24 protein-coding genes, 1 pseudogene and 1 riboswitch are annotated in these 25,381 nt (G+C 65.7%); of the genes and pseudogenes, 11 read left to right on the top strand and 14 right to left on the bottom strand.

Annotation, left to right across the window (positions count from 1 at the left end; all coding sequences use genetic code 11):
- Positions 1–25: 25 nt before the first annotated feature.
- The 6 genes from OIE68_RS08395 to OIE68_RS08370 form a co-directional block, all read right to left on the bottom strand.
- Positions 26–802 (bottom strand): ABC transporter ATP-binding protein, encoded by a 777-nt coding sequence (locus tag OIE68_RS08395; RefSeq protein ID WP_327098818.1) that lies wholly within the window; start codon positions 800–802, stop codon positions 26–28.
- The gene (locus tag OIE68_RS08390) at positions 799–3,486 is read right to left on the bottom strand and encodes an ABC transporter permease subunit (protein WP_327098817.1); all 2,688 of its coding nucleotides are present in this window, start codon (positions 3,484–3,486) and stop codon (positions 799–801) included. The genes OIE68_RS08395 and OIE68_RS08390 overlap by 4 nt, the downstream gene beginning before the upstream one ends.
- Positions 3,487–4,006: 520 nt before the next feature.
- A complete protein-coding gene (locus OIE68_RS08385; protein ID WP_327098816.1) occupies positions 4,007–4,957 on the bottom strand; it encodes an AraC family transcriptional regulator in 951 nt (316 codons plus the stop codon).
- An 18-nt stretch (positions 4,958–4,975) separates the two neighbouring features.
- Positions 4,976–6,220, bottom strand: coding sequence for a hypothetical protein (locus OIE68_RS08380; RefSeq protein WP_327098815.1), 1,245 nt, complete (start codon positions 6,218–6,220; stop codon positions 4,976–4,978).
- A 96-nt stretch (positions 6,221–6,316) separates the two neighbouring features.
- Entirely contained in the window at positions 6,317–6,841 is a 525-nt protein-coding gene (locus OIE68_RS08375) for a hypothetical protein (RefSeq protein ID WP_327098814.1), read from the bottom strand.
- Between the two features lie 234 nt (positions 6,842–7,075).
- Positions 7,076–7,711, bottom strand: coding sequence for a TetR/AcrR family transcriptional regulator (locus OIE68_RS08370; protein ID WP_327098813.1), 636 nt, complete (start codon positions 7,709–7,711; stop codon positions 7,076–7,078).
- A 110-nt stretch (positions 7,712–7,821) separates the two neighbouring features.
- Here OIE68_RS08370 and OIE68_RS08365 point away from each other — a divergent pair, with 110 nt between their 5' ends.
- The 4 genes from OIE68_RS08365 (at position 7,822) to OIE68_RS08350 (ending at position 10,358) form a co-directional block, all read left to right on the top strand.
- A complete protein-coding gene (locus OIE68_RS08365) occupies positions 7,822–8,328 on the top strand; it encodes a VOC family protein (RefSeq protein WP_327098812.1) in 507 nt (168 codons plus the stop codon).
- The gene (locus OIE68_RS08360; RefSeq protein ID WP_327098811.1) at positions 8,319–8,489 is read left to right on the top strand and encodes a hypothetical protein; all 171 of its coding nucleotides are present in this window, start codon (positions 8,319–8,321) and stop codon (positions 8,487–8,489) included. The genes OIE68_RS08365 and OIE68_RS08360 overlap by 10 nt, the downstream gene beginning before the upstream one ends.
- A gap of 1 nt (position 8,490) precedes the next feature.
- The gene (locus tag OIE68_RS08355; RefSeq protein WP_327098810.1) at positions 8,491–9,363 is read left to right on the top strand and encodes a TIGR03619 family F420-dependent LLM class oxidoreductase; all 873 of its coding nucleotides are present in this window, start codon (positions 8,491–8,493) and stop codon (positions 9,361–9,363) included.
- Positions 9,364–9,473: 110 nt separating this feature from the next.
- Positions 9,474–10,358, top strand: coding sequence for an RNA polymerase sigma-70 factor (locus OIE68_RS08350; RefSeq protein WP_327098809.1), 885 nt, complete (start codon positions 9,474–9,476; stop codon positions 10,356–10,358).
- A 184-nt stretch (positions 10,359–10,542) separates the two neighbouring features.
- Here the strand turns inward: OIE68_RS08350 and OIE68_RS08345 are convergent, their stop codons facing one another.
- The 4 genes from OIE68_RS08345 to OIE68_RS08330 form a co-directional block, all read right to left on the bottom strand.
- On the bottom strand, positions 10,543–11,397 hold the full coding sequence (locus OIE68_RS08345; protein WP_327098808.1) for a fructosamine kinase family protein: 855 nt from the start codon (positions 11,395–11,397) through the stop codon (positions 10,543–10,545).
- A 366-nt stretch (positions 11,398–11,763) separates the two neighbouring features.
- Positions 11,764–12,549 carry a helix-turn-helix domain-containing protein gene (locus OIE68_RS08340; RefSeq protein ID WP_419150753.1) on the bottom strand — a complete coding sequence of 262 codons (786 nt, stop codon included), beginning with the start codon at positions 12,547–12,549 and terminating at the stop codon, positions 11,764–11,766.
- A 57-nt stretch (positions 12,550–12,606) separates the two neighbouring features.
- The gene (locus OIE68_RS08335; RefSeq protein ID WP_327098806.1) at positions 12,607–13,137 is read right to left on the bottom strand and encodes a pyridoxamine 5'-phosphate oxidase family protein; all 531 of its coding nucleotides are present in this window, start codon (positions 13,135–13,137) and stop codon (positions 12,607–12,609) included.
- A 38-nt stretch (positions 13,138–13,175) separates the two neighbouring features.
- On the bottom strand, positions 13,176–13,772 hold the full coding sequence (locus tag OIE68_RS08330) for a type 1 glutamine amidotransferase domain-containing protein (RefSeq protein ID WP_327098805.1): 597 nt from the start codon (positions 13,770–13,772) through the stop codon (positions 13,176–13,178).
- A gap of 112 nt (positions 13,773–13,884) precedes the next feature.
- Between OIE68_RS08330 and OIE68_RS08325 the strand changes: the two genes are divergently transcribed.
- A complete protein-coding gene (locus OIE68_RS08325) occupies positions 13,885–14,988 on the top strand; it encodes a glutamate--cysteine ligase (protein ID WP_327098804.1) in 1,104 nt (367 codons plus the stop codon).
- Here OIE68_RS08325 and OIE68_RS08320 read toward each other — a convergent pair.
- Positions 14,982–15,449, bottom strand: coding sequence for a DUF4383 domain-containing protein (locus OIE68_RS08320; RefSeq protein ID WP_327098803.1), 468 nt, complete (start codon positions 15,447–15,449; stop codon positions 14,982–14,984). The two genes, OIE68_RS08325 and OIE68_RS08320, sit on opposite strands and share 7 nt — an antisense overlap.
- A 74-nt stretch (positions 15,450–15,523) precedes the next feature.
- Here OIE68_RS08320 and OIE68_RS08315 point away from each other — a divergent pair, with 74 nt between their 5' ends.
- A complete protein-coding gene (locus OIE68_RS08315; RefSeq protein ID WP_327098802.1) occupies positions 15,524–16,297 on the top strand; it encodes a DUF72 domain-containing protein in 774 nt (257 codons plus the stop codon).
- Here the strand turns inward: OIE68_RS08315 and OIE68_RS08310 are convergent.
- Positions 16,284–16,562 carry a hypothetical protein gene (locus OIE68_RS08310; RefSeq protein WP_327098801.1) on the bottom strand — a complete coding sequence of 93 codons (279 nt, stop codon included), beginning with the start codon at positions 16,560–16,562 and terminating at the stop codon, positions 16,284–16,286. The two genes, OIE68_RS08315 and OIE68_RS08310, sit on opposite strands and share 14 nt — an antisense overlap.
- Positions 16,563–16,743: 181 nt before the next feature.
- Positions 16,744–16,860, top strand: a riboswitch (TPP riboswitch).
- Here OIE68_RS08310 and OIE68_RS08305 point away from each other — a divergent pair.
- The 4 genes and pseudogenes from OIE68_RS08305 to OIE68_RS08290 form a co-directional block, all read left to right on the top strand.
- Positions 16,855–18,225: a purine-cytosine permease family protein gene (locus tag OIE68_RS08305; protein ID WP_327098800.1), complete on the top strand. Its 1,371-nt coding sequence runs from the start codon at positions 16,855–16,857 to the stop codon at positions 18,223–18,225. Its footprint overlaps the riboswitch before it by 6 nt.
- 238 nt (positions 18,226–18,463) lie before the next feature.
- Complete coding sequence (locus tag OIE68_RS08300; RefSeq protein WP_327098799.1) at positions 18,464–19,882, top strand: alpha/beta fold hydrolase; 1,419 nt, start codon at positions 18,464–18,466, stop codon at positions 19,880–19,882.
- Between the two features lie 357 nt (positions 19,883–20,239).
- A complete protein-coding gene (locus tag OIE68_RS08295) occupies positions 20,240–20,719 on the top strand; it encodes a dethiobiotin synthetase (RefSeq protein ID WP_327098798.1) in 480 nt (159 codons plus the stop codon).
- A 112-nt stretch (positions 20,720–20,831) separates the two neighbouring features.
- A pseudogene (locus OIE68_RS08290) lies at positions 20,832–21,041 on the top strand (hypothetical protein); the annotation flags it as partial.
- Positions 21,042–21,203: 162 nt separating this feature from the next.
- Here OIE68_RS08290 and OIE68_RS08285 read toward each other — a convergent pair.
- Positions 21,204–22,142 (bottom strand): class I SAM-dependent methyltransferase, encoded by a 939-nt coding sequence (locus OIE68_RS08285; RefSeq protein WP_327098797.1) that lies wholly within the window; start codon positions 22,140–22,142, stop codon positions 21,204–21,206.
- A gap of 151 nt (positions 22,143–22,293) precedes the next feature.
- Here OIE68_RS08285 and OIE68_RS08280 point away from each other — a divergent pair, with 151 nt between their 5' ends.
- A complete protein-coding gene (locus tag OIE68_RS08280) occupies positions 22,294–24,057 on the top strand; it encodes a sigma-54-dependent Fis family transcriptional regulator (RefSeq protein WP_327098796.1) in 1,764 nt (587 codons plus the stop codon).
- 99 nt (positions 24,058–24,156) lie between these two features.
- On the opposite strand, the gene OIE68_RS08275 is transcribed toward OIE68_RS08280, so the two are convergent.
- Complete coding sequence (locus OIE68_RS08275) at positions 24,157–25,362, bottom strand: DUF4173 domain-containing protein (protein WP_327098795.1); 1,206 nt, start codon at positions 25,360–25,362, stop codon at positions 24,157–24,159.
- Positions 25,363–25,381: the final 19 nt, after the last annotated feature.

The following is a 25,381-nucleotide window of genomic DNA, read 5'->3' as shown; positions in this document are numbered from 1 at the left end:
GTACGGATACCGAGCATTCGATTCGCTACGCCCATCGCCCGGCCGCGGTTCCGGGTGGGTGTCCTGCCGGCAACGCCGGCAAGTCTGTGTGGCCGCCGTCGATGCCGAGATAGTTCTGCAGCACGGCACCTCGGTCGATATCTGCGGCGGGCCCGGCGAACGCGACGGTGCCGCGGCTGAGCAACACCACGTGATCGGCCATCGTCGTGGCGTGGTCGACGTACTGCTCGACCAGCACAATCGCCGAGCCGGTGGTGCGCAATTCGCCGATCGCCGTGAAGATCTCGTTTACGACCAGCGGAGCCAGGCCCATGGACACCTCGTCGAGCAGGACAACCGATGGATCTGCCAGCCAGGCGCGCCCCAGTGCCAGCATCTGCTGCTGGCCACCGGACAGCGAGCCGGCCCGTTGATCTAGCTTCGCCCGCAGCGCGGGGAAGATATCGAGCACGTCGTCGGTGCTACCTCGGCGCCACGGCGGCGTGAGGAGGCGCAGGTTCTCCCGGACCGTCAAATCCGCGAATACACCTCGGCCTTCGGGGATCAGGCACAGGCCCGCGCGGGCGCGGCGCACGGGGCGAGCGCGGGTCAGATCGGCCCCGCCGATAGACACCGTCCCCGATCGCGCCGGAAGCAGACCGGAGGCCACCCGCAGCAGCGTCGACTTTCCGGCGCCGTTCGGCCCGAGCAGCGCCACGACGGACCGAGGTGCAACCGCGAGGTCGACGTCGTGCAGCACGATCGTGGTGCCGTATCCCGCGGTGATCGAGCGCAATTCGAGTGCGTAGTCGGTGTCGGTCATGCGACGGGCTCCGTCATCCGGCGTTCGTCGGTGACCGGCTCGCCGAGGTAGGCGTGCTGCACCACATCCGAAGCGCGGACCTGCGCGGGTGAGCCCCGGAATATCAGGCGACCGAAGTCGAGTACGAAGATCTCCTCACAGATCTCGAGCACCAGCGACATATCGTGCTCTACCAGAACGATTCCGACGCCACGCGCGGCGACGACCTGCCGCAGGATCTGCCCGAAACGCGCGGTTTCCGAGCGATCGAGGCCCGCGCTCGGCTCGTCGAGCAACAGGATCCGGTACGGCCCGGCAAGACATCTGGCGAGCTCGACCAGTCTGCGTTGCCCGGTGGACAGTGCACCGACGCGAGAGTCCGCGATGGATTCGATACCGCACAACGCGATAGCGGAGGCCGTCGCGGTGCGCACCCGCCGGGCCTGTCCGTGGGCTGAGACCAGTTGGGCCAGCGGGTTTGCGCCGGCGAGTGGACCTTCGGCGCCCATCGCGACGTTTTCGGCGACAGTAAGGGAGTCGAACAGTTCGGTCTGCTGAAAGGTTCGCCCGATGCCCAACCGCGCCCGGCGCGCGGTCGAGGCTCGGCTGATCACCAGGTCCCGCAGTCGCACCTCGCCGGCGTGGGCCTGGACGAGACCTGTGCAGGCATCGAAGGTGGTGGTCTTGCCCGCCCCGTTAGGGCCGATGAGTCCGATGATCCGCCCGGTGCACGCCTCGAACGAGAGGCCGTCGACTGCCACCACGCCCCCGAAGCGAACCGAAAGTTCGTGGACGTCCAGCACCGTTGTGGGCTGCTCGATGGCGGGTTCCGCCGCGAAGACCGCCGAGGACCGGTGGCGGCGAGACGCGTTGTCCAGCCAGGATCGAATCGGGCCGGGAAGCTCGAGGCGGCTCGAGGTGGCGGCACGCAGCACAACCAGGATGCCGAACAGGACTTGGAGCCACAGCGACATGCCGGCGACTTGGACATAGGACGGCACCAGGATGAGCGCCATCGCGGCCAGCAGCGGATACCAAGGCTCCCGGCCCACCACGACGACGATGACCGCGAAATAAGTAACCGATAGCAGCGGCTGGTAATTCGCCGCCGAGGCGGTGGTCTGGGCCATTCCGGCGAGTGCGCCACCCAATGCGGCAAGAAATGCCGAAACGCAGAAGACGAGAACGCGGGTGACTTCGATCGTGACACCGTTGGTCCGCAGCGCGGTTGGCGACTCGGCCAGCCCCCGGAGCAATCGTCCGAGCCTGGTCTTGTCCAACGCCACGACAATCAGCGTGCCTACCGTTGCCAGCACCAGCACGAAACGGTAGAACGACGGGTCGGAGTCGAGTCCGAATACGCTGGGGCGTGGCATTTTCAGGCCCAGACCACTGGTGCCGAACATATAGGGCTCGCTGTAGAACATCATCTGCACTACGACGCCGAATCCGAAGGTCGCCAATGCCAGATGCAGGCCGCTGAGCCGAATGGCCGGAATAGACAACACCGCACCGATCGGAAGGACCACCAGTCCGCAGCCGATGAACGCGAGCGGCCACGGCCACTGCCGATCGACAGCCAGGTGCGAGAACGCGCAGGCTCCGATCGCGGTGAAAGCCATATGGCACAGCGAGACTTGACCGGACGTGCGGACCAACAGACCGAGCGACAGAAAGACCAGCGTCATTGCCAGCGCCACAGTCCAATCCGTCAAGTGGATGCCCGCAAACAACGGAACCAGCGCGAGCACCATCAACACCACGGCTCCACCCGCGGATTGCAACGCCGGTGGAGCAGTCCAACCGGACCGGATTTGCCGGACCGCCCGGTCCCGGTCCACCAGGTAGCGACGCGGCATGATCAGCAGCACAAGGAACAACGCCAAAAACGGCAATGCGGTGGAGACTCCTGCGGCCGGCCCGGTGGTGAAATAGTGCGTAGCCAACGCGGCGAGCACCCCGATGAACAGTCCGCCGCCGAAACTCCAAGGCAAACTGGTGAATCGGCCGATGGCCGCCGCTCCGAACGCCTGGACGACCAGCAACGTCAACTGCATGGGATCGAGCGGAATCAACGGCGCGAACAGCACCCCGGACAGCGATGCCAAACCAGTGCCGACACACCATGCCGATCGTCGCGTGCGCACCGAGCTCGTCCCGGCCAGATCCAGCAATGCCGCATTCCCGACGACCGCGCGCATCGCGATGCCACCTCGGGTGAACCGCAACGCGGCCGATAACGCGGTAGTCGCCAGCACGGCGACGCCGAACGTTGCTACATCCGACCACTGCACCCGCACACCGAAGGCGGCGAATCCGCCCTGGGGCAGGAAGATCGGAACGATCCTGGGCGTCCTCTGCCCGTAGTACAGACTCGTCGCCGCCTGGACAACCAGCAGAATGCCGACCGTCGCGGCGATCCGCATTTCCAAACTCGCCCGGTCGACAACGCGGGCCAGCAATTCCAGTGCCACGCCCATGGCCGGACCGATCCCGAGCACACAAATCGCCAGGGCCAGCTGCCATACGACACCATCGATTACGTGCAAGGTGTAGAACGCGTACGCCGACACAGTGGCCATGGCGCCGTGGGCGAAGTTGAACACTCCCGACGTCTTATAGGTGAGCACCAAACCCGTTGCGGCCAGCCCATAAACCGAGCCGGATACAATTCCGGCGATCACGAACGGCAAGAGATCTGCCACGATGTACTCCGATCTTCGCTGATCGCCGACCGGCCGCGACCGTGCGGAAGTGCCGGCGCGGACTTGCCTGACCTGGTCGGTTGCTGATCGAACGGCTGGGGCGAGCTGTGCCAGGTCAGTGTCGACGGCTGACGCACGCCTAGCCACGCGAACCCACGGCTCCTGCCTCGCAACAGAATTCGACGGCACAAAAAACAAAGCCGGGCAGCGATGCAGGTCATTGGAAAGGAATTCACACTCCGCTTGCGGACGCCGATGTACTGCCACTCGTCGACGCCCCGGACATGTATCGGCAACTGGAACAGCTGACCACTGATGTGCCGATATACGCCGGTATTGTCCACGAGAAACCCGATGCGGAACGAATCGTCACGGCACTGACGCACGCCCGTCAGTACTACAGCTGCCCATTCGGGGCCTGAGCACATCCTGCGGCATCGCTCGGATGACCGAAGCCGAGATGGGTCGGGTATTACGGTTGCTCACGGAGCTCATGGAGCAGGTGACCGGGTAGTGCTCACTATTGCGGTGGTACTCGGCCGAGAGTTGTTGTGGGCCGGACCGACTCGGCCAACCGGCGTTTGCGAAACTCACTCGGTGTCTCACCGTATCGTGCCTTGAAGGCAGCGGAGAACCAGGTGAGGGTGAAGCCGCTGCGCACGGCGACCTCTCCGATTGTTGCTGTCGTGTCGGGGTTTTCGAGCATGGTCCGAGCCGCTCGCAGTGCTTCGTCCTGACGCACTTCCCGATACGTGGTGCCCGCCTGATGCAGTGCGGTGCGCAGCTGTCGCGGCGACCAGCCCAATGCCCGCGCCACCTCGGGCAGCCGGAGATCGGCAACTCCGATGTGTCGGCGCACGTGCTGTCGGACGGTCTCGGCGAGCTCTGTCAGATGAGTCTGCTGCGGGCCGGTATCACCCGCGCTCATCATGCAGAGCAGCTCGGCGATCCGGTCACCGACCGCGTTGAACTCCCGGCTCGTCAACGCGGATCGTTCGGCATGCAGATCACGGATCATGCCCGCGGCGATCCGGCCGAGACCCGAGCCGAGGTCGAGCACCGGCTGTCGTAGGCCGGGTCGCGCGAACTCTGCGCGTGGTACCTGGAAGCCGTAGGCCACCGAGCCGGGGATATGCAGCCGGCACTGCCGATCCAGCGCCAGCACCGCCGCCTGCCCCGGTGAGATTCGAGTGACTCCGCGCTCATCGGCCGCGGCGAATTCTCCCCGCTGTGGGACGACTACCCAGTAGAAGTCCTCGGCCGAAACACGACGGATGTTCGACGGGGTGCGGAAAGCCAGCCGGTCGCCGGGCTGATCCCAGCGCAGCAGGCGGTACGTGGTCGTCTGCTGCACGGTCATGGCCACCTGCCAGCGCTCGGGTTCGCGGTAGCGATGATCCATCGGGACGAAACTGTTGGAGGTTTCGGTCCATTCGTCGACATCCGCGATGTCCAGCTCGTAGTACTCCATTGCGACACCCCGAACGGTTCAGCCAGTAACAATGACGATGTCGGCTCCGCTGAACAGCAAGTCGGACGGGCGTGCTCGAGACGGCTGCCGCGCCGGTACCAGACGTGCGGCCGGTGCGAGAGCGCGCAATTCCCGCAGGAACACCTCGACTGCGAGCTGTGCCAATTGCTTACCGGGGCAGATGTGTTTACCGAATCCGAAGGTCAGCGGAACTTTGCCGGCGCCGTGCAGATCCCAGGGGTTCGGGAAGGCCCGCGGATCCCGGTTGGCGGCGGCGCAGATCACCAGGACCGGCCCGGTCGAGAGCACGGTGCCGCTGCGCAGCGTCAGCGCGCTCACGACGTGCCGCTTCCACGCCACCAGACCCGGGTCGAGCTGAAGTACCTTGGCCGCTACGTGTGTGGCCGATGTCTGGTCGGCGAGCAGGTGCCACCACTGCCGGTCCGGATCGCTCAGTAGGCGCTGCAGGCCCTGCTGAATACTGCCACTGACGGTATGCACGCCCGCGGCCAGCGAGTTGGCCACAGCGGAGACGGCGACTCGGCGGGGAATGCGGGCAGCGCGCAGACGGTCGGGCAATCCATCCGTCCGATCCCGTCCGCCGGATGCGATGGCGGCGGCGCTCACCGTGAACAGCCGACCGAGGCCGCCGACCGCCTCGGCCAATTCGCGCCCGCGCATGCGCCGACCCAGCAGCCCGGACTGGGCACCGCTCCATGTCGCCACATGCGGCCAGTCCGCAGGCGGCAAGCCGACCGCTGCGCCGACGATCCGGGCCGCGTAATCGATCGACAGGGACGTCACATCGAGGGTCTGATCGCTGGTGTCACGTTCGGTGCGCAGCGCGTGGTGGAAATGCTCGGTCAGGTCCTCGATCCGTTGCGGGCGTTGTGCCCGCGGAACGGTGAAATGTCCCGCCGGGCCGGCCAAGGTGTCCCACACCCGTTTGTGCAGGACATCGTCGGTGAGATCCGCGGTCGCCTTCGCCGGCAGCGGGACCAGATGCCGGCAGAGATGGCCGACGGCGCGGGGGTTGGCCGCGATGCGCCCGAAACCGACGAGCGGCTCCAGCGATTTCGCGTTCGAGATGCCGGGGCGAGCCGCTTCCATCAACTCCCGCACGTCGTCGTAGCGCCAGACCATCCGCAAGCCGGAGTTGTGTCGATAGGTGGGTTCGGGCCAGTCGTGCAGCTCCCGATATCGCTCGTCGCGTTCGGCGAACGACAGCTGGTTGGGAGTCAGCTCGTCGAAAGGGAATTTCATTATCAGACCATCGGTTTCGCTGAGGTCAACGGCGGTGTGCATCACGCCGCTGAAAGGTAAAGGTGCATCGATGCACTTGCGGGATCGGGAATTTGCTCACTGCGGCCGGTGGCGACCACAAATCGTCCGGCCGGCCGGGCGATAGGCTGCTCGGCCGTGGAAGTGCCCGGTGACTTGTTCGGCACCGAAGCCGGGTGGTGTGTTGCGGGCCACCCGTTCCGCTGCGAGCAGGGCGAGAATCCCGGCGCCGGCCAGTATTGCCTCCGAGTGGTGAGCTCCACCGAGGTTTCGTTCGGTCAGGGTCACGCACAGGCCGTCGGTCGCCACCTCGACGGCCGCGACCGGGAATAACCCCCGCACCGCTGTCACGATATCGAATCCACTGTGCCACTGCGGGATTCCCGCTGGGGCGATCATCCCGGCCGACTTGTCGATCGGCCCCGGGCAGGCAATACCGACCGCGATGATCTCGTCGTCTCCGGCGACATCGAGCAGCAGATCCCGGCAGCCGTCCCACGCCGCATTCGCCGGTATCGGGATTCGCTGGATATCCAGTGCGCCGACGCCCACCGGGCTCGCGGCAAATTCCGCAGGGCCGATATCCAATGCCAGTACGGTCATGAATCAGCTACCACCACAACGCCTTTCGTCCTGGTTGTGCAATGCCGGTAACAAGCGGGCTGGCTCCCTCATGGGACCTCCGAGGTTGGTCGACCGTGGCGTCATGCACCTACCGGAACAGTGTGGGCCACCGGCGCTCGCTCTTTCGGCCCAGTACACATTACGTGCCGATGAACGCAGATTCACTGCCCCGCAGCGTAAAACGCGTGGGTGGCCGAGCTCGCCCGGATCGCCTTACGCACCACCCGATGTCGCTTTGCGCACCGGAACGGTGAGCATGGCGACGATCATGTCGATGATCTCGGCGGTGTCGTTGTCGGGGTCCGGAGTGCGCACGCCCGCCTCCAGTGCGCGTTCGTAGTCGGCGATCAGGGCGAACAGGACGGTCGCCATGGTTTCCAGGCGCTGTCGGCGTCGACGGGGTGGGAGTTGCGGGAGGTCCGCGTCCAGGCGGGTGGCGATGATCCGGACGGCGGCGCGGTCGGCGCCGGCGAGGCGTCGGGCGTCGGCGATCACGGGATGGGCGCGCACCACTTCGAGGAAGCGGCCGTAGTGGGTGACCTGTGCCGTGTAGATGAGTTCGAGGATGGGGGCGGCGAGCATCGCGACCAGCGTGCGGATCTCATGTGCGGTGCCCTCGTCCTCGTATTGGGCGAGCAGTCCCATTCGGCGGTCTTCGAGCCAGTTCATGCGGCGGTCGACGATGGCCTCGAGTAGACCGCTACGGGAGTCGAAGTAGTAGTGCACCGCGGAGTTGTTGCGCTGGCCCGCGGCCGCGGCGATATCGCGGAGCGGAACGTCCACGCCGCGTTCGGCGATGAGTCGTTCACCCGCGTCGAGCAGTGCGGCACGCGGATCCTCGGTGGCCATTTCAGCACTGTACTAAACCCGAGTGTTGACTACATTAAGCGTAAGTGCTTAATTGGGCGGTACGAAGCGAAGGCGCGGCGGCCTTTGTGCAGCAGAGCCGAGGTGATCCGATGACCATTGCGCGGGGCCCGATCTTCCAGCTGTGCTGGGTGGTGCGCGATATCGAGGCGGCCCAGCGCGAGTTCACCGAGCGGTACGGCGTCGCGAAGTGGTTCACCATCCCGGACGTGCACTTCGGGCCGCGGTTGTGCGAATTGCGTGGCGCACCCGCCGACTACACGATCACGGTGGCATTGGGGTATGCGGGCGGGCAGCAGTTGGAGTTGATCGAGCCCAAGACCGGGACCAGTTTGTATTCCGAACATCTGGACAGAGTCGGGCCCGGACTGCACCACGTCGGGTGGGTGCCCGAGGACTATGACACGGCGCTGGCCGAGGCGAAGGCGAGCGGAGCCGAGATCCTGGCGCGCGGTGCGTTCGAGGGCGTCGGGATGGAGTTCGCCTATCTCGACGGCGGCACACTCGGTTCCGCCGTCGAGCTCATGCGGCTGTCGGCGGATATGCAGAAGATGTTCGATTATCTGATTCCGGAAGGGTTTTCGAACCCATGGACGTAGAAACCGAACTCCCCCAGCTCATTACCGAACCGGTCGAGTGGGATGTGACCGCGGAGGCGGGCGAGGCCTCCTACTTCGGGCGACGCGCGGGTGCACACGCGGCGGGCCTATCCGCCGCATCGAACAGGGCGCACGGCGCCGAAAGTATGGAAGGCGATTGAGATGCGATTCACCTATGCCGAGACGATGACGGACCCGACCTTCTATGTTCCGCTGGCACAGGCTGCGGAGGCAGCCGGGTACACGTCGATGACGATCGCCGACAGTGTGGCCTATCCGAAGGAATCCGACGCCACCTATCCGTACACCCCCGACGGCAATCGCGAGTTCCTGGAGGACAAACCGTTCATCGAGGCCTTCGTACTGTCGGCGGCCATCGCGGCGGCCACGACGAGGCTGCGGCTGACGCCCTTCGTGGTGAAGCTGCCCATCCGCCCACCGGTGCTGGTGGCCAAGCAGGCCGCCTCGATCGCGGCACTGAGCGGGAACCGGTTCGGGTTCGGCGTCGGCATCAGTCCATGGCCGGATGATTTCGAAATCATGGGTGTGCCGTTCGAACGCCGCGGCGCGCGCATGGACGAGTGCATCGATATCGTGCGCGGGCTCACCGCGGGTGGCTATTTCGAATACCACGGGGAGTTCTACGATCTGCCGCCCATCAAGATCAGCCCGGTGCCTACCGAGCCGATTCCCATCCTCATCGGCGGACACAGCGGCCCGGCATTGCGGCGCGCAGCTCAGCGCGGTGATGGCTGGATGCATGCCGGCGGCGATCCGGCCGAACTCGACCGGCTGCTCGCGAAACTCGACGTACTGCGTGCCGAATACGGCACCCGCAAGGATTTCGAGATCCATGTCATCTCACTGGACGGGTTCACCGTCGATGGTGTGAAGCGGTTGGAGGACAAGGGCGTCACCGACGTGATCGTCGGCTTCCGCTACCCCTACACCACCGAACCCGATACCGAATCGCTGGACACCAAGATCGCGCACCTGTCCCGGTTCGCGGAGAAGGTCATCGCGAAGACGAGCTGAACCGGGGTGAGGCCCGTCACAAGAGCCTGGTGTCACAGAATGACGCAGTCGAGATCCAAGAGACAGGAGCCACCCATGGCCACACACTTCCGGATGCCGGGGGCACAGTCGTGAGCGTGGATCCTGCCACCGAAGTCTTCGTCACCCACCGCAACCTGCTCTTCACCGTCGCCTACGAAATGCTCGGCTCGGCCGCCGACGCCGAAGACGTCCTGCAGGAAACCTGGCTACGCTGGGCTGGCGTCGACCTCGACACCGTGCAGGACCACCGGGCCTACCTGGTCCGGATCACGACACGCCAGTCGCTCGACCGGCTGCGCACACTCGGACGCCGCAAAGAGTCCTACATCGGCCCCTGGCTGCCCGAACCACTGCTGACCACACCCGACGTCGCCGATGATGTCGAACTCGCCGAGAACGTCTCCATGGCGATGCTGCTGGTACTCGAGACACTCGCCCCGACCGAGCGCGCGGTATTCGTACTGCGCGAGGTGTTCGATCTGCCCTACGACGAGATCGCCGAAGCCGTCGATAAAACCCCGGCCGCGGTCCGTCAGATCGGCCACCGTGCCCGAGCACATGTGGCCGCGCGCCGACCTCGCGGGCCGGTTTCGGCGGCCCAAACCCGAGACGTGCTCGCGGCGTTCCAGCGGGCGGTCGAAAACGGCGACATACAGGGTCTGCTCGATATGCTCGCGCCCGATGTCGTGCTCCTGGGTGATGGTGGCGGAATCAAACAAGCCCTGCCGCGGCCCGTCACGGGAGCCGAGAAAGTGGCACGCCTGCTGGCCGCCTTCCCAGGCAGAATCACTGCTGCCTTGTCGCTGCGACCGGCCGAGGTCAATGGCTACCCGGCACTGGTTATACGGCTCGACGACGAGCTCGATACGGTCATGGCGGTGCGCATCGACGACGGCCTCATCACCGGCATCTACTCCGTTCGCAACCCCGAAAAGCTCTCGCATATGCAACAGGAGAGCGCCTTGCGCCGCTGAGTCCCAAAGGGTGCGGCCATCCGCATCTTGTGATCATTCAGCGCACAACGCCACCACTGAGCCGCATGCGTGCATCACGGTCGGCGCGCTCGGCACGAGGTCGTGCGCGCGATGCGGCCCGAGGACGACATCTGGTGGCCACGGCGCAGATACTTGGTCTCGGAGATCGTCCTCGATTTTCGTTTTACGGGTGCGATGCGGCGAGGGCGGCCGAGGCGGCAGCGAGGGTTTGGGATCGGTAGGAGCCGCCGAAGAGGACGACGTGCACGAGGAGTGGGTGCAGCTGGTGCAGCGGGATGCGGTTGCGCCAGCCATCGGCAAGCGGGTGGGTTTCGTGGTAGGCGGCGCGGATTCGGTCCAGGTGTGGGGCGCCGAAGAGGGCGAGCATGGCGAGGTCGGTTTCACGATGACCGCCGTGGGCGGCGGGGTCGATGACGAGCGCGCGGTCGGCGGTCCACAGGACATTGCCGGACCACAGATCGCCGTGGATGCGGCTGGGTGGTTCGGGTGGGCCCGCGAGGGTTTCGATGTTTTCGATCACGCTTTCCAGCAACCGAATTCCGTCGCGACCGAGATCGGCGGCTGCACGCGGTAGGTAGGGCGCGAGGCGATAGTCGGCGTACCAGCGCGCCCATGAACCGTCGATCTGGGTGTTGTCCAGCGGCAGATCGGCAATCCAACCCGACCACGGCGCACCGAAGGATCCCGCCGAAACCGCGTGCAGCGCAGCAAGTTCGCGCCCGAAACGCTCCGCGGCCGATGCGGTCGGCGCGGCCGCCGAAACCCAGGGCAGCACCAGCATCCCGTCATCGACAGCCAGCACCTCGGGCACCAACTCCGGCGCGAGCGCGGCGAGCCACCGCAGCCCCGCCGCCTCCGCCGCGAATACCGGCGCCTGGTCGTGCGCGGCCTTCACGAAGACCTCGCGACCGTCGCCGAGTACTGCCCGATGCAACGTCCACGAATGATGTGATCCCAGATCGGTGATCGAATCCACCCTCACGCCGACCAGTGCCGCGAGATTCGCCGCGCCCGTCACTTCGATCCCCTGCCCACGCTCCCGAACCTACCCCGCCCGGCGCCCACTTCAGCGAAGAGAGTCCGTCGGTCCACGCCGAGTTGCCCGCGTCCGAGATCACCGAGCCGAGCTCCCGCAGGCTGCCGCGACCCGAATGCGCTGCGCCCGTGTGTTGTTCGCAGCAATTGGTCCGGCCTGCTCGCGCTGACGTGCAGCGTCGATTCGTCGGTTCCGCTTCGATCATGCCGGGAAGTCTCCGGAGGCAACAGCGCGCATCGCAGCCGTGCGCTCGGTCCAGCGCAGGCGCACTCGGCTCGGCCATGCCGGATGCCGGAGCAATCAGCCTGTCACCGGCATCGATCACGCACACGGCGCGACGCCTGCTCGTCACGATGCGGCGTTGAGGCGCTTCTTCGTCTCGTCATCGGCCGGGAAGAACGATTCGATGGCGAGTTCGGCGACAGTCACGTTCATCGGTGTGCCGAAGACTGTGGTGACGCTGATGAACGACAGTTCGTGGTCTTCGTGGCGCAGGCGGAGCGGCACCACGGCCTGGTCCGGTTCGGGGAGGGTGAGATCGACTGTGCCGCCGGGATATTCGCGCAGTTCCTCGCGGAGCTCGATCAGCTCGGGCGAACCGGTGACTTCGATCTGCCGGGACAGGCGTTCGAAGATATGGCCGCGCCATTCGGCGAGATTGATGATGCGGTCGGCCATACCGTCGGGGTGCAGGCTCAGGTGCAGGGCATTGACCGGCGCGGTGAGCAGTTTCGGGTCGATGCCCGTCAACAGCAGTGCCACACCGGAATTGGCGTCGATCATATTCCAGCTCTGGTCGATGGCCAGCGCGGGATAGGGGTCGTGGCCCGCGAGGATTTGGCGTATCGCACCGCGCACCGCATCCATCGCGGGCGTATCGAGGGATGGTTCGGCGTAGGCGGGTGCGAATCCGGCCGCGAGGAGCAGCCGATTGCGTTCCCGCAATGGGATCTCCAACTGCTCGCACAGGTGCACGAGCATGGTGCGGCTGGGATTCGCGCGACCCGTTTCGATGAAGCTCAGATGCCGCGCGGAGGTTTCGGCGCGCCCGGCCAATTCCAGCTGGCTGAGCCTGCGCTCGAGCCGCCAGTGGCGCAACAGGTCACCGGCTGTCTGCGTACTCACCCTGCCGATCCTACGAAGCCTGCGGCTCCGGCACGATTACCTGACGGGTAATGGACGTGCGGCGACTCAGAACCGCCAGCGGGTCGCGCCGCCGGGTTCCACAGTGGACAGCGCCGTGGCGGTGAGCGCGGTCAGGCGGTACACGTGCCAAGGCGGCGGGCCCGCGGAGGGGGCGCTGTATTCAGCGGTGAGCGCCTCGCCGGTGTCGTCGATGCGACAGGGCCAGCCGCCGTCGGCCCAGCGCCGGGCCATATCGGCGACGGCGGCGGGATCGGCGATCCTGGTCGCGGTGCCATCCACGACCAGATCGAATTCGTGGGTGGCCACGCTCATCGAGCAGCGCGGATCGCGAGCCAGGTTGCGGCCCTTGCGGCTTCGGGCGCCGGTGGTGAACCAGAAGGCGCCGTCCACCCAGAGCGCGCCGACGGCGGTGACGTGCGGGCTGCCGTCGGGATTGATCGTGGTCAGCCAGCAGGTGTGCCGGTCGAGTCCGCCGGTGCCGGGGGCTTGTTCGATGCCCGCGTCGAGTCGTTTGCGAATGCTGTCCCAGTCGATCGGCGGCAGCTCGTAGCGGTCGGCGAGGTTGATTGTGTCCATATCAGTAGGACGCTCCGTGTCCGGGGAACTCACCGGTGTCAGAAGATTTCATCGCCGGCGAAGGCCTGGGCGGACTGGGCCGCGGTGAGCTCGGCGCCGATCGCGTCGGTGAATTCGGTGAGGTCGCCGGGACTGCGGGAGGTGATCAGCGGCCAGCCGTTCTCGTCGGAACGCACCACAGCGCGATCGATCCAGCGCCCCTCGGCATTGACGACATCGGTGCGCAGCGAGTGATAGGACGTCAAGGTCTTGCCCGCGACGACGTCGGCCTCCACGAGCAGCCATGGGCCGTGGCAGATCGCCGCGACGGGCTTGCCCGCACGCACGAACTGTTGTGCGACTTCCACGGCGCGATCACAGACGCGCAATTTGTCCACGTTCACAGTTCCGCCCGGCACGACGAGCAGGTCGAAATCGTCGACCTCGAGATCGTTGAGCGCCGCATCCGGCTGCACGACCTCATCCTTGTCGACATCGTGTCGAAAAGTCTGTACCTCGCCGCGTTCGGGGGTCGCGTGCACGGCGACGGCGCCGTGTTCGCGCAACCAGTCCAGCGGCATCATCAGCTCGTCGTGTTCGACGCCGGTATTCGCGGTGATGACCAATGCGCGCACACCGCGCAATTCCTCGGACATACCGGGCCCCTTTCTCGCCGATCCTTCACTACGGTCGGCCTACCCCGGCGGGGGGCGCTCAAACGATTCCGGCACCCGTCCGGATCGGCGATTTGCGCAGTAAACTCCAGTAATGGCCGCGGCCCTGCCCACTGTCGGCGTGGAAGAGGAATTCCTTCTGGCGGATCCGATCACGGGTGCGCCGAGTCCGCGGAATGTCGAAGTCGCGGCGGCGGCTGCCGACGTCGGCATCGATCTGCAGCTGGAGTTGACGCGCTGTCAGGTCGAGATCAATACCGCGGTGCATACCCGGACCCCCGAATTACTGGATGACCTGCGCCGACTGCGCCGCAGCGTGGCGAGTTGCGCGGAGAAAAACGGTGCCCGGTTGCTGGCGGTGGCGGTGCCGCCCACGGTGCCGGATGCGTATCCGGTAACCGATACCCCACGCTATCGACTCATCGAACACCATTTCGGGTTGCTCGCCCATGAGCAGGGTTTGTGCGGCTGCCATGTCCATGTCGGGGTGCCTTCACGTGATATCGCGGTGCGGGTCGGGAATTATTTGCGGCCCTGGTTACCGGTGTTGTTGTCGTTGACGGCCAATTCCGCGGTCTACCGCGCCACCGATACCGGATACGCCAGCTGGCGCAGTATTATGTGGCGGCGGTGGCCGAGTGCCGGTCCCCCACCGTTCTTCGATTCGGTCGCGGATTACGACGATATGGTGCGGATGATGTTGGCCAGCGGCAGCATTCTCGATACGGCGATGGTGTATTGGGATGTGCGGCCCTCGGTCTCGTACCCGACCGTCGAGGTGCGCGTCAGTGATGTGCCGGCGACGGTGGAGGAAACGGCGTTGTTGGCCACGCTGATTCGCGCCGCCGTCGTCATGGCGCAGACGGCGATACACGACGGGCTGCCACCGCCCCCGGTGCCCGCGGAGGTTTTGCGGGCCGCGTATTGGAAGGCCGCCCGATCCGGCCTGGACGGAGACGGGCTCGACACGATCAGCGGTCGCGCCCTTCCCGCCCACACCCTGCTCGCCGGGCTCGTGGACTACCTCACCCCCGCGCTCGAGCGGTCGGGTGACCAGCAGTTCGTCGCCGATACCGTCAAAGCGGTTCTTGTGCGTGGTAACGGCGCCCGGCGACAACGCACCGCAATGCGCGCGCACGACGATGTCAGCGACGTCATCGATGTGGTCGCCGGCGCCACCCTCGAAGGGTGCTACTGACCGGACAGGCCGAATACCGGACGCACGCCGCCGTCCCGGACGACCTGTACGGCGACGATCGCCAGCAGCGTCGCACCGGTCACCATGTGCTCGATCGCGTCGGTGATGTGACTCGGGAAGCTGAAGATCAGCACATGGTGTGAGAACAGCGCCCACACCCCGACCGCGAATCCCCCGCCCACTCCGGCGAGCACGCAGTACCAGGCCGACCACGACTTGCGGGTCGCGACGATCAGCGCGGGGCCGAACAGCAGTAGCCCGGCCACCGCATGCCAGCCGTTGTAGTCCATGCCGAGTACCGGTGTCGCGGGTGCGTGTTCGCCGAGTTCGAAACTGGGCTCGGCGATCCACCCCGCGATCGCCCACACAATATGGACCACACCGATCACGAGGACGGCCCACTGCAGAAAACTCCACCGCGTCCAGTCGATTCGCCGCTCGACCACCGATTGTTCGCTCATCACGCCCTCCCTGACCGTATCTACTACACAGCGTAGTTGAGATGGCGGTCATCGGAAAGTGCTTCGATGGAGGAATGCCCCTACTCGTCGGCACATCGGGTTGGCAGTACCGGGACTGGCGCGACGTGCTGTATCCGGCGAACGTTCCGCAGCGTGTGTGGCTCGAAACCTACGCCGCGGGCTTCGCGACGGTCGAGAGCAACAATGCCTTCTATCGACTGCCCAGCAGCGAGACCTTTGCGGCATGGCGGGACCGGACACCGCCGGACTTCTGTTTCGCGGTCAAGGCCAGCCGCTTCCTCACCCACATCAAGCGGCTGCGCGAACCCGAAGAACCGGTCGGACGTTTGATGGAGCACGCCCGCGCGCTGGGCGACAAGCTGGGGCCGGTGCTGTTGCAGCTTCCGCCCACGCTGCGGGTCGATCCGGCACTGCTCGACGCCTGCCTACGCCGCTTTCCGCCCGACGTCCAGATCGCGGTCGAACCCAGGCACGATTCCTGGTGGATTCCCGAAGTCCGTGCCGTGCTGACGGAATGCGGCGCAACGCTGTGTTGGGCCGATGTCCAGTCCCGGCCGGTCGCGCCGCTGTGGCGCACAACGGACTGGGGCTATCTGCGACTGCATTCCGGACGTGCGACACCCGCACCGCGCTACGGACGCACGGCACTCACCAGTTGGGCGCGACGGCTGGCCGACACGTGGTCGGATCGCGAGCAGGTGTACGTCTACTTCAACAATGATCCCGGCGGTGCGGCGGTCCGCGACGCGGTCGTCTTCGCGCGCGCCGCCGCCACGGCCGGGGCCACCGTCAGTCGAACACCCGCAACGGATTTCAGCCGACGATAGCGTTCATTATGGTGCCCGCACTGGTCGCGATGACACCACCGGCCATCGCACCGGCGAGCATCTTCGGCGAGTCCAGGGTGCCACCACTCCACTTCTCCCAGGCGAATCTGCCACCCGCGTAGGTGATTCCGCAGACACCCGACAGCAGGACAAACCAAGTCAGGTAACGGACCATCTGCAGGATCTTCTCCGCATTGGGCGGCGCCTCGGGCGTCGGATCCCCGAGTTGGGCGAGGACGGTCTCGTGCAAGGTAATCAGCATCATGGGCGCGTACTCATTCCAGGTCGAGGCGGGCGATGAGCGGCAGATAACCGAGCAATAACCAGGTCGGTACCGGACAGTATGGACGGCGGCCGTGATTTTCGGGCCGTCTCGGCGGAACCTGTCTGGAATGTCCGAAGGCGCGGCCCGGCGCGCCGGTGCACGGGTGTAGCATTTCGCCCGAATAACCCAGCGCGGGAGCTCGGGCACGGCCGGGCTGAGAGGGCGGACCCCACGTTTCGCCGACCGCATGAACCTGTCCGGGTAATGCCGGCGTAGGGAGAGCGGTACCGGGATGTCTGCACCCACCATTGATCGATCCGAGCGGCGCGAAGCACCGCTGACCCTGGACCAGCCTGCACCGAAGGTCCTTTCGTTCTGGGACCAGAGCGCGTTCTGGGCGAACCTCGGGGTCAGCCTGTTCGCATTCTCCGGCGCGTACACGGTGCTCGCGCCGAATTCCGATGGCGGCGCGCAGATCTCCATCGCCGCGGGCATTCTCGCGATGATCATCGGCACGGTGGTCGGCGGGCTCATGCTCGGCCTGGCCGCGGTGCCCGGAGCCAAGACCGGTAAGCCCGCGATGATGTTGCTGCGCGGACTGTTCGGTGCGAAGCTCAGCTACCTGCCGACGGTGCTCAATATCGCCCAACTGATCGGTTGGGGCACCTTCGAATTGATCGTCATCGGCGATGCGGCCGAAGAGTTGTTCGACGGTGGGCCGCACTGGGTTTACGTGGTCGCCGCGGGTGTGCTGACGACGGTGCTGACGATCTGGCCCCTGGGTTCGGTGCGAATGCTGCGGCGGTTCGTGACCGTCGGCGTGGTGATCGCGTTGATCTGGTTCTACATCCAGTTCGTCCGCGCGGGCCTGCCGGATCTCACCACCAACCCGGGCACCGAGGGCGGCGGGCCGTTCGGCGTGGATTGGAATCTCTTCTGGGTCGCTACCGATGCGGCACTTGCGGTTTCGATCTCGTGGGTGCCGGTGGCGGCCGACTACACCCGGCACTCCCGCGGCACCGGCGCGGCATTCGGCGCGGCCAGTGGGGCGTATGCGTTCACCCAGATCATCGCGTATGTGCTCGGACTGTTCGCGCTGGCGCTCGCATCCGGCGACGGCGGGGTGTACTCACCGTTCCTGACCGTCACCCTCGGAGCGGTGTTCTTCTTCATCTTCGTATTCCGTGAAGCCGACCAGTCGTTCGCGAATGTGTACTCGACGGCCGTCTCGATCCAGAATCTCGCGCCGCGAGTCGACCGCCGCGTGCTCTCGATCGGTCTCGGCCTACTGATCACACTGCTCGCGCTGCGGCTGAACATGGCGAACTACTTCGGCTTCCTCGGCCTGATCGGGTCGGTCTTCGTGCCGCTGCTCGGCGTGCTCGTCGCGGACTTCTTCCTGCGGGCGCGCGACCAGTGGGATACCTCGGCGGACGCGCCGTCGCGTTGGGGCATGGTTTTCGCCTGGCTGGTGGGACTTTCGGTCTACCAGCTGATCAACCCGGGCGCCGCTGGAGTGTGGACCGACTTCTGGGTGGACGCGCAGGAGAAGCTGCACTTCACCAAGCAGGCGTGGATGAGCGCGTCACTGCTGTCATTCCTGGCCGCGGTCGTGGTCGCGTGGAGTGTGGGACGTGTCTCCATGCTGCGCAAGTCCGCGTAGTCTCCGGACCACCACGCGGGAACCGTGGCGATCGGCCAAGTCCGCCCAGCGCGAGTGCTGACACAACGGTGCACGCCGCAGCCCCCGGTGAGTGTTTTCGCGAGCAATTCCCCGAGATAGGGCGCTGCCCTGCTGATCTCGAACAACTGCGGTTGCGATGTTTCGATCTCGTTGTGGCGCAAAAACTTTCTGATCGCGCAATCTTGCGGGGCACGCAAGTTTGCGTATCGTGAAGGGCGTGGCATTCGTACTCGGGTTGCGGGAACGCAAGAAGCTCGCGACTCGGGAGGCGCTCGGATTCGCGGCGCTGCGGCTGGCGGTCGAGCGTGGGCTCCACACAGTGCTGGTCGAGGACATCGCTGCGGCGGTGGGTGTTTCGCCACGTACGTTCAACAACTACTTCGCCAGTAAGTACGAGGCCGTGTGCTCGGTGGCGGTCGACCGGGCCCGGCGGATCGCGAACGGACTGCACGATCGTCCGACGGCCGAAGCGCTGTGGCCCGCGGTAATCCACGCGGTACTCGCCGAATTCCGCGATGACGAACTGCCCGATCCGGCATGGACCCGCGGCATCCGGCTGATCACCACCGAGCCCGCGCTGCAGGGTGAATATCTCAAGGCGCAGGCCGTCATCCAGGAGGCCATCGCGACGGCCATCGCCGAACGCACTGGCCGCGACCTGCACACCGATATGTTCCCGCGGATCATGGCAGGCGCGATCGCGACGGCACTGCAGGTCGCCATCGACCGCTGGGTCGATGCGAACCCGCCCATCGCGGCACTGCCCGTCATCCGGGAAGCGTTGCGGCAACTGTCCTATCTACCAGGAGCCTTTCCCATGGACGTCCCCACCAACCACACCCTCGCCGTGCCCGGAGCGACGCTGTACTACGAGATCCGCGGCACCGGTCCGCTGCTGCTGCTCATCCCTGGCGGCAATGGCGACGCGGGCAGCTTCGACCAGATCGCGGAGCGACTGGCGGATCGCTATACGGTGGTTTCCTACGATCGGCGCGGCTTCTCCCGCAGCCCAGGGCAGGACCACAACGTCCAACTCGACGGCGCCGATGCCGCCGCGCTGCTCACTCACCTCGGCGACCAGCCCGCCGCCGTGCTCGGCAGCAGTTCCGGCGCCATCGTCGCGCTCGAATTGCTCACGACGCGACCGGAACTCGTGCACACGCTCATCGCGCACGAACCGCCGCTGGCGACCGTACTGCCCGATGCCGACAAGTGGCTCACCTTTTTGGACGACGTCTACCGGACCAGCGAGTCCGAGGGCTTCGTCGCCGCCATATCCCAATTCGCCGAGGGTGTCGGGCTGCGCCGGCAACAGCCCGACACCGAAGAGCCCACGCCCGAAGCCGCCGCAATCAGCGCGCGCATCCAGCAGAACATGCTGTTCTGGATGGAGCACGAGATGCGACAGTACGTCCGCTACACACCGGAATTCGACGCCCTGCAACGCGTCGCCGAGAAGCTCGTGCTCGTCATCGGACACGATTCGAAGGAAACCTTCCCGGCGCTGCCCAATTCGGTACTCGGCGATCGCCTCGGACTCGACATCGTGGAATTCGCGGGCGACCACATCGGATACCTAAGCGCCACTGAGGATTTCGCCACTCAGCTCGACACGTTGCTCGCCAAGCGCGCATAAGCAGATCTCGTTGACGCTCGGTCGCCGAGGCCGGATGACCCGAACCGGGGTGTCTCGCGATCCGTCAGATGCACGCCGCGCGGCCGAAGCCTGGTCACCGATCACCGACGCGCGGCCACATCATGGTGGGCTGTCATTGCCATCGACGCTCACCCGACAACGCCGTTGGTGCTGGGCCATAAATCCGCCAAGCACTCGGCCGACCAGTCGAGCAGTCGAGCAGTCGAGCAGAGAAGGAAAGCGCGCTGGGACTGAGCCGGGCTGCGGGGCGTACAGGGTTGGGCCGTGCGGTGGGATGCGCCGCGACCTGCCGAGAGCATGCGGCTGAGCGAGATTCCTCCAACTATCGTCGACTCCATGGCTCGCGACATACCCCTACAGGTCGCGGTGTGCGGACCGCGTGATTGCACAACCACCGAGGCCGAATGGGCTGCGGAGGTGGGACGACTGCTCGCGGCTGCCGGTGCCACTGTTCTGTGCGGCGGCGGTAGCGGCGTTATGGCGGCGGTCGCCGAGGGAGCCTCCGGCGTGGGCGGTCTCGTCATCGGCGTGCGCCCCGATACCGACCGGTCTGCTGCCTGTCGCGGTCTGTCCGCCGTCTTGTACACCGGTATGGGCGAGGCCCGAAACGCCATCCTCATTCATTCCGCTGACGCCGTCATCGTGATCGGTGGTTCCTGGGGCACCCTCTCCGAACTCGCTTTCGCCTGCCACCGCGGCACCATCCCCGTCATCTCGCTCGGCGGTTGGCAAGTCCAGGACACCACCGGAAATCCCATCCCCGCAGCACAACTCGCCATCGACCCCGCCGACGCTGTCCACCGCGCTCTGACCTAGCCCCGAAACCTTCAGCGCACCCACGTCACTCGGCACCCCGGCAACATTGGACCGTTCGCCGGAAGGTCTGGCGTGGGCCGCCTTCCGGGCCTGAGGCGGCGATTTCGGCCGGCTGTCTGCGCTCGCAGCAGTCTCCCGCGCCATGGACCGCGCCGGATTCAAAATCGTCGCCACCGGGCTGCGCGAATGCCTCACCGGCGACGCCGCCGACGGTTCCGAACCCATGACCGAAGCAGAACTCGAGAAACTCTTCCTCGCCTCAGCGCTGAAAGCCCTGCGGCCGTTATGCGGCGATCGGCCGCGGATACGCACTCTGCGATGACAGCGGCCTCACCAACGCCGAACTCCTCTCTCAACGCTGGCACCCACTGCATCGCATGGGGAGATTCGGCACGTTCCTTTGATCTGCGCCGCACTGGTATTGGGTCTGCGGCAGCAAGAACCACCGATGTGACGATCTGTCGTCGCTGGTCATGTGCCTGGTTCACTGCGGTGTACCGGGTTTGGTGCAGGTGAATTGCATGACGTCGATGCGGCCACAGCGAGCGTAGTCGGCGCATCCAGTCAGGTACCGGATGTAGGCGTTGTAGGTATCGGGTCCGGCGAACTCGACGGCCCGGTCGCGGTGCTCGTGCAATGCATCGACCCAATGGTCGAGGGCGGTCGCGTAGTGCGGTCCCATCGACTGCATGCCGCTAACAGTGAATCCGGCGTCTTCGGCGTATGCGGTGACACCCTTGGGATCGCGTCCGCTCGGGGGCAGCAGCGGGCCGCCGCCGAGGATGGCTTCGGTGAGGAACCGCATGAACGCGTCATCGATGCTGGTGTGCTGAATTCCGTGTCCACGCAGTTCGTCGCGGTTGTCGCCGACGATTGCCTGCAACAGCAGCACTCCATCGGCGGGCATTGTGCGGTAGGCGAATTCGAAGAACTCGCCGTAGCGGTCTCGTTCGAAGTGTTCGAACGCGCCGATACACACGATCCGGTCAGCGCGGCGGTCGAATTCCTCCCAGCCTTGCAGCCGCACCCCACCATAGGGGCGCCCTCGGATCACCCGGTCGACCAGCAGATTCCGCACATACCGGTACTGGTTACGGCTGGGAGTCAGCCCGATCACATTCACCCCGTAGGTGTCCATAGCGCGCAACATGGTCGAGCCCCAGCCACAACCGACATCCAACAAGGTCATCCCCGGCCGCAGATCGCACTGGGCCAGAGCGAGGTCGATCTTCGCCAACTGGGCTCGTTCCAAGGTGTCGTCCGGGCGGGGCCAGAACGCACAACTATGGGTCAGGGTCGGGTCGAGGAACAGTGCGAAGAACTCATCCGGCAGCTCGGCGCGGGATCGGATCTCTGCGAAGGCCGGCTCCCCCGATAGGTCGGTGATCTTTCGATGGGCCTTGCTGAGGCTCTGGGGGCTCAAACGTCTTCCTCCTGGTTTTGCTGGGCGAAGCACATCTCCTTGTGCCCATAACACAGCGGAAGCGATAGACTGACGGTCTCAATCTGAGACGCGTCATCCATTGAGACGGCCGCCACCATGGGTTGAGCAACAAGCACCGAGGTATGAGCAGATGCCGGATCCTCGAGCCGACGTCGCCGTGAGCCCAGAGAAGGCGCGCGAACAATTCCTCACCGTGGGTTCGCTCGATTTCCCGCCGGTGCGCGACACTGTGCTCGATTCGTGGTGCCGATCGCGCGCGCTGCAGATCCATCCCGACCGTGTGGAGCTGCCTTATGTGCGGGACCCGAATCTCGACTCCCCGCTGGTGAGCGCCGCTGCGCCGGTGCTGCGTCGGCTCGCGAGCGACCTGGCCGACCAGGCTGTCAGCGTCATCCTGACCTCGTCGGATGGACTCTTGCTCGAGCGCTACGCCGCCGATGCCACAATCATGCGCACACTCGACGGTGTGCAACTCGCTCCCGGCTACAGCTATGCCGAGGACTTCGTCGGCACCAACGGAATCGGTACCACCCTGGAAACAGCCACCCCGACGTTCATTCGCGGCGGCGAACACTATCTCGGCACCCTCGGCGGGCTCGCGTGTGCAGGCTCGCCCATTCGCCACCCGCTGACGCGCTCGATGCTGGGCGTCATCGATCTCACCTGCTGGGCCAGCAGATCAGATCCGCTGCTGCTCGCCCTCGCCAACAGCGCGAGCAGCCAGATCCAGGACCGGCTCCGCGATCTCGCCAGCGAAACCGAGACCGCGCTGCTGGAGACGTATCTGCGCCAATGCCGCCAGTATCCGCTCGGCGTGCTCGCGATCGGTGGCGACGTGGTGCTGATGAACCACTACCTGCGCCAGGCTCTTGACCCACACGACCAAGGAGCGTTGCTGCAATATTCGACCGACCTGGTTGGTCCCGGGGCCGTCGGCACCCTCCTGGCCCCGCTGCCGAGCGGTCAGACCGCGAAAGTGACAGCAGTCGAACGTATTTCGATACGTGGCAACAGCTTCAACATGGTCCTGCACGTTCAGCTGCTCATCGACCGCGCCGCGGACCACCCGATCGCACACGGCACGCTCGCATTGCCCGGCATCGCCGGAAGGAGCAGCTCGTGGCGGCGCAGCTGCCAGCAGATCGAACGCTGCTGCCGGGATCGCGAATGGGTGGTCATCGATGGCGAAAAGGGTTCCGGACGAACAAAACTCGCGAAATCTGTCGTCGCGCACGTCAGCCCCGGCAAGATCGCCCGGGTGCTGCGGACGGCCGACTTCGCCGACACCGAGGGACTGCTGACCGCGCTGCGCACCGAAACCGGCAACAGCAATTTCAACGTTGTCATCAAAGATATCGACCGCCTGCCGACCGAGGCGATCGAGCCGATCGCGGACATACTCCAGACCTGCGCCGGTCGCGGATGGATCGCGGCAACAATGCATTCAGCGACGCCCGCTACGGCTCTCGATTCGCTGCTGCCACTGTTCAGCCAGACCGTCGGCGTGCCCGCACTCCGGCACCGCATCGAAGACCTCGAAGAGCTGGTCCCCTTCCTGCTGCGCGAGCTGACCAACGGCGCCGAAGTCCGGCTTGCCCCGGACGCCATGCGCCAGCTCAGCAAGCTATCGTGGCCAGGCAACGTCGCCCAACTACGCCGGGTGCTAGCCGAGACCATTTCTCAGCAACGATCCGGTCTGATCCACATCGACAGCCTGCCACCACAATGCCGTTCGCTGACCCGGCGCAGACTGAGCCGGATCGAGGCACTGGAACGCGACGCGATCGTGCGCAGCCTGCAGGAGAACAGCGGCAACAAGGCCGAAGCCGCCGCGGCACTAGGGATATCGCGGGCGACCATCTACCGCAGGATCAAGGACTTCGGCATCGAGTAGGCATAGTTGCCCCGGATCCCCCGGCACCCGACAGATATCAATCAGTTGAACCGGTATCCGCACCGGCGGCCATCGCGCCAACACCGCCCTGCACCCGACCTAACGAGCGTTCGCGCGCGACAGGTTCCACCCCTGCCACGTGTCTTCGTCGAGATCGCGGCGGATCGCGGAGAGCACTGCGCTGCGCTGCGGTTCGGGAAGCCGCTCGACGGCGGGGGCGATATCGGGTGAGAGCCTGCCGAGGTAGAGCGTGTCGAGGTTCTTGCCGTGCTCCCAGCGGTCGATATTCCGGTCCGCGACAAGACCTTCCGGGTTGAGCACGGCCAGCGCGAACAGCGTCGACATCGCGGTGCCGATGGCGGCGCGCGGGAGCCAGGTGCCGTCCAAGCGAAGGACAGCGGCGATCATCAACAGGTACACCAGCCCCAGCCAGAGTTCGCATACCTCGACCAGCAGGCGCATGACGGTGAAGCCGTATGCCTGCTGGTAGGTCCACATGCGGCCGAGAGCGGAGGCCACGATGATCAGCGTCAGCACGCCGATCGCGCACAGCAGTATCCGCAGCCAGGCTCGGTCGGCAGCAGATTCCCTTGCAGCCCAACGCAATACGACGGCGATTACGGCGAGGGTGAGGATGGTGACGATCGAAAGCTGCCAGAATCCGCTGCGCGCGTATTCGGCGTAGGTGAGATTCGCTGTGCGCTGCACATAGTCGTCACCGCCGAACAGCGCGACGAACTGGGCGGCGACGAAGACCGCGAACAGGATGGTCAGCGCACCCACCGGCAGTGCCCACTCCAACCGTCGCAGGCCTCGGCCGGTCGGTGCACCCGTCGCCGCGGCTCGCGGACCCGCAAGCAGATACATGGCGCCGACGCTGCCCAGACCGAGTACCGCGAACAGCACGATCCACTGCACAACCGATGGCACGTCGATCTCCGGTGTCACCGCGTCGAGCAATTTCGCGAATGTCGCATCGGCGCCACCCAGCAACGGCACGAAAACCGCCAACAATGCCAGCGTCACCGCAACCGACATCCCGGCTCGCCACGACCGGCGCGCCGGACCGTCACCGATCTGCCCGAACGCCGAATACACCCACGGAATACCCGCAATCGACTCGATCGGCACCGCGATCACGTCGTACCACGCGCCATACACCGACCGCCGCCCGACAACAGCCAACGACCCGGCCACCCCAGCCCCCACAACACACAGTGCGAACAGCCACCCCGCAGCCCGCACCGCCCCAACCGCCAGCAGCGCCAACGCCAGGGTCGTCCACCACACCCGCCCCCAATTCACAGCGCGAACACCGAATCCC

The organism is Nocardia vinacea (assembly GCF_035920345.1).
GTDB classification, from domain to species: Bacteria; Actinomycetota; Actinomycetes; order Mycobacteriales; family Mycobacteriaceae; genus Nocardia; species Nocardia vinacea_A.
Note: the sequence above shows the minus strand (reverse complement) of the source record. Positions and strands in the feature narration are given on the sequence as shown.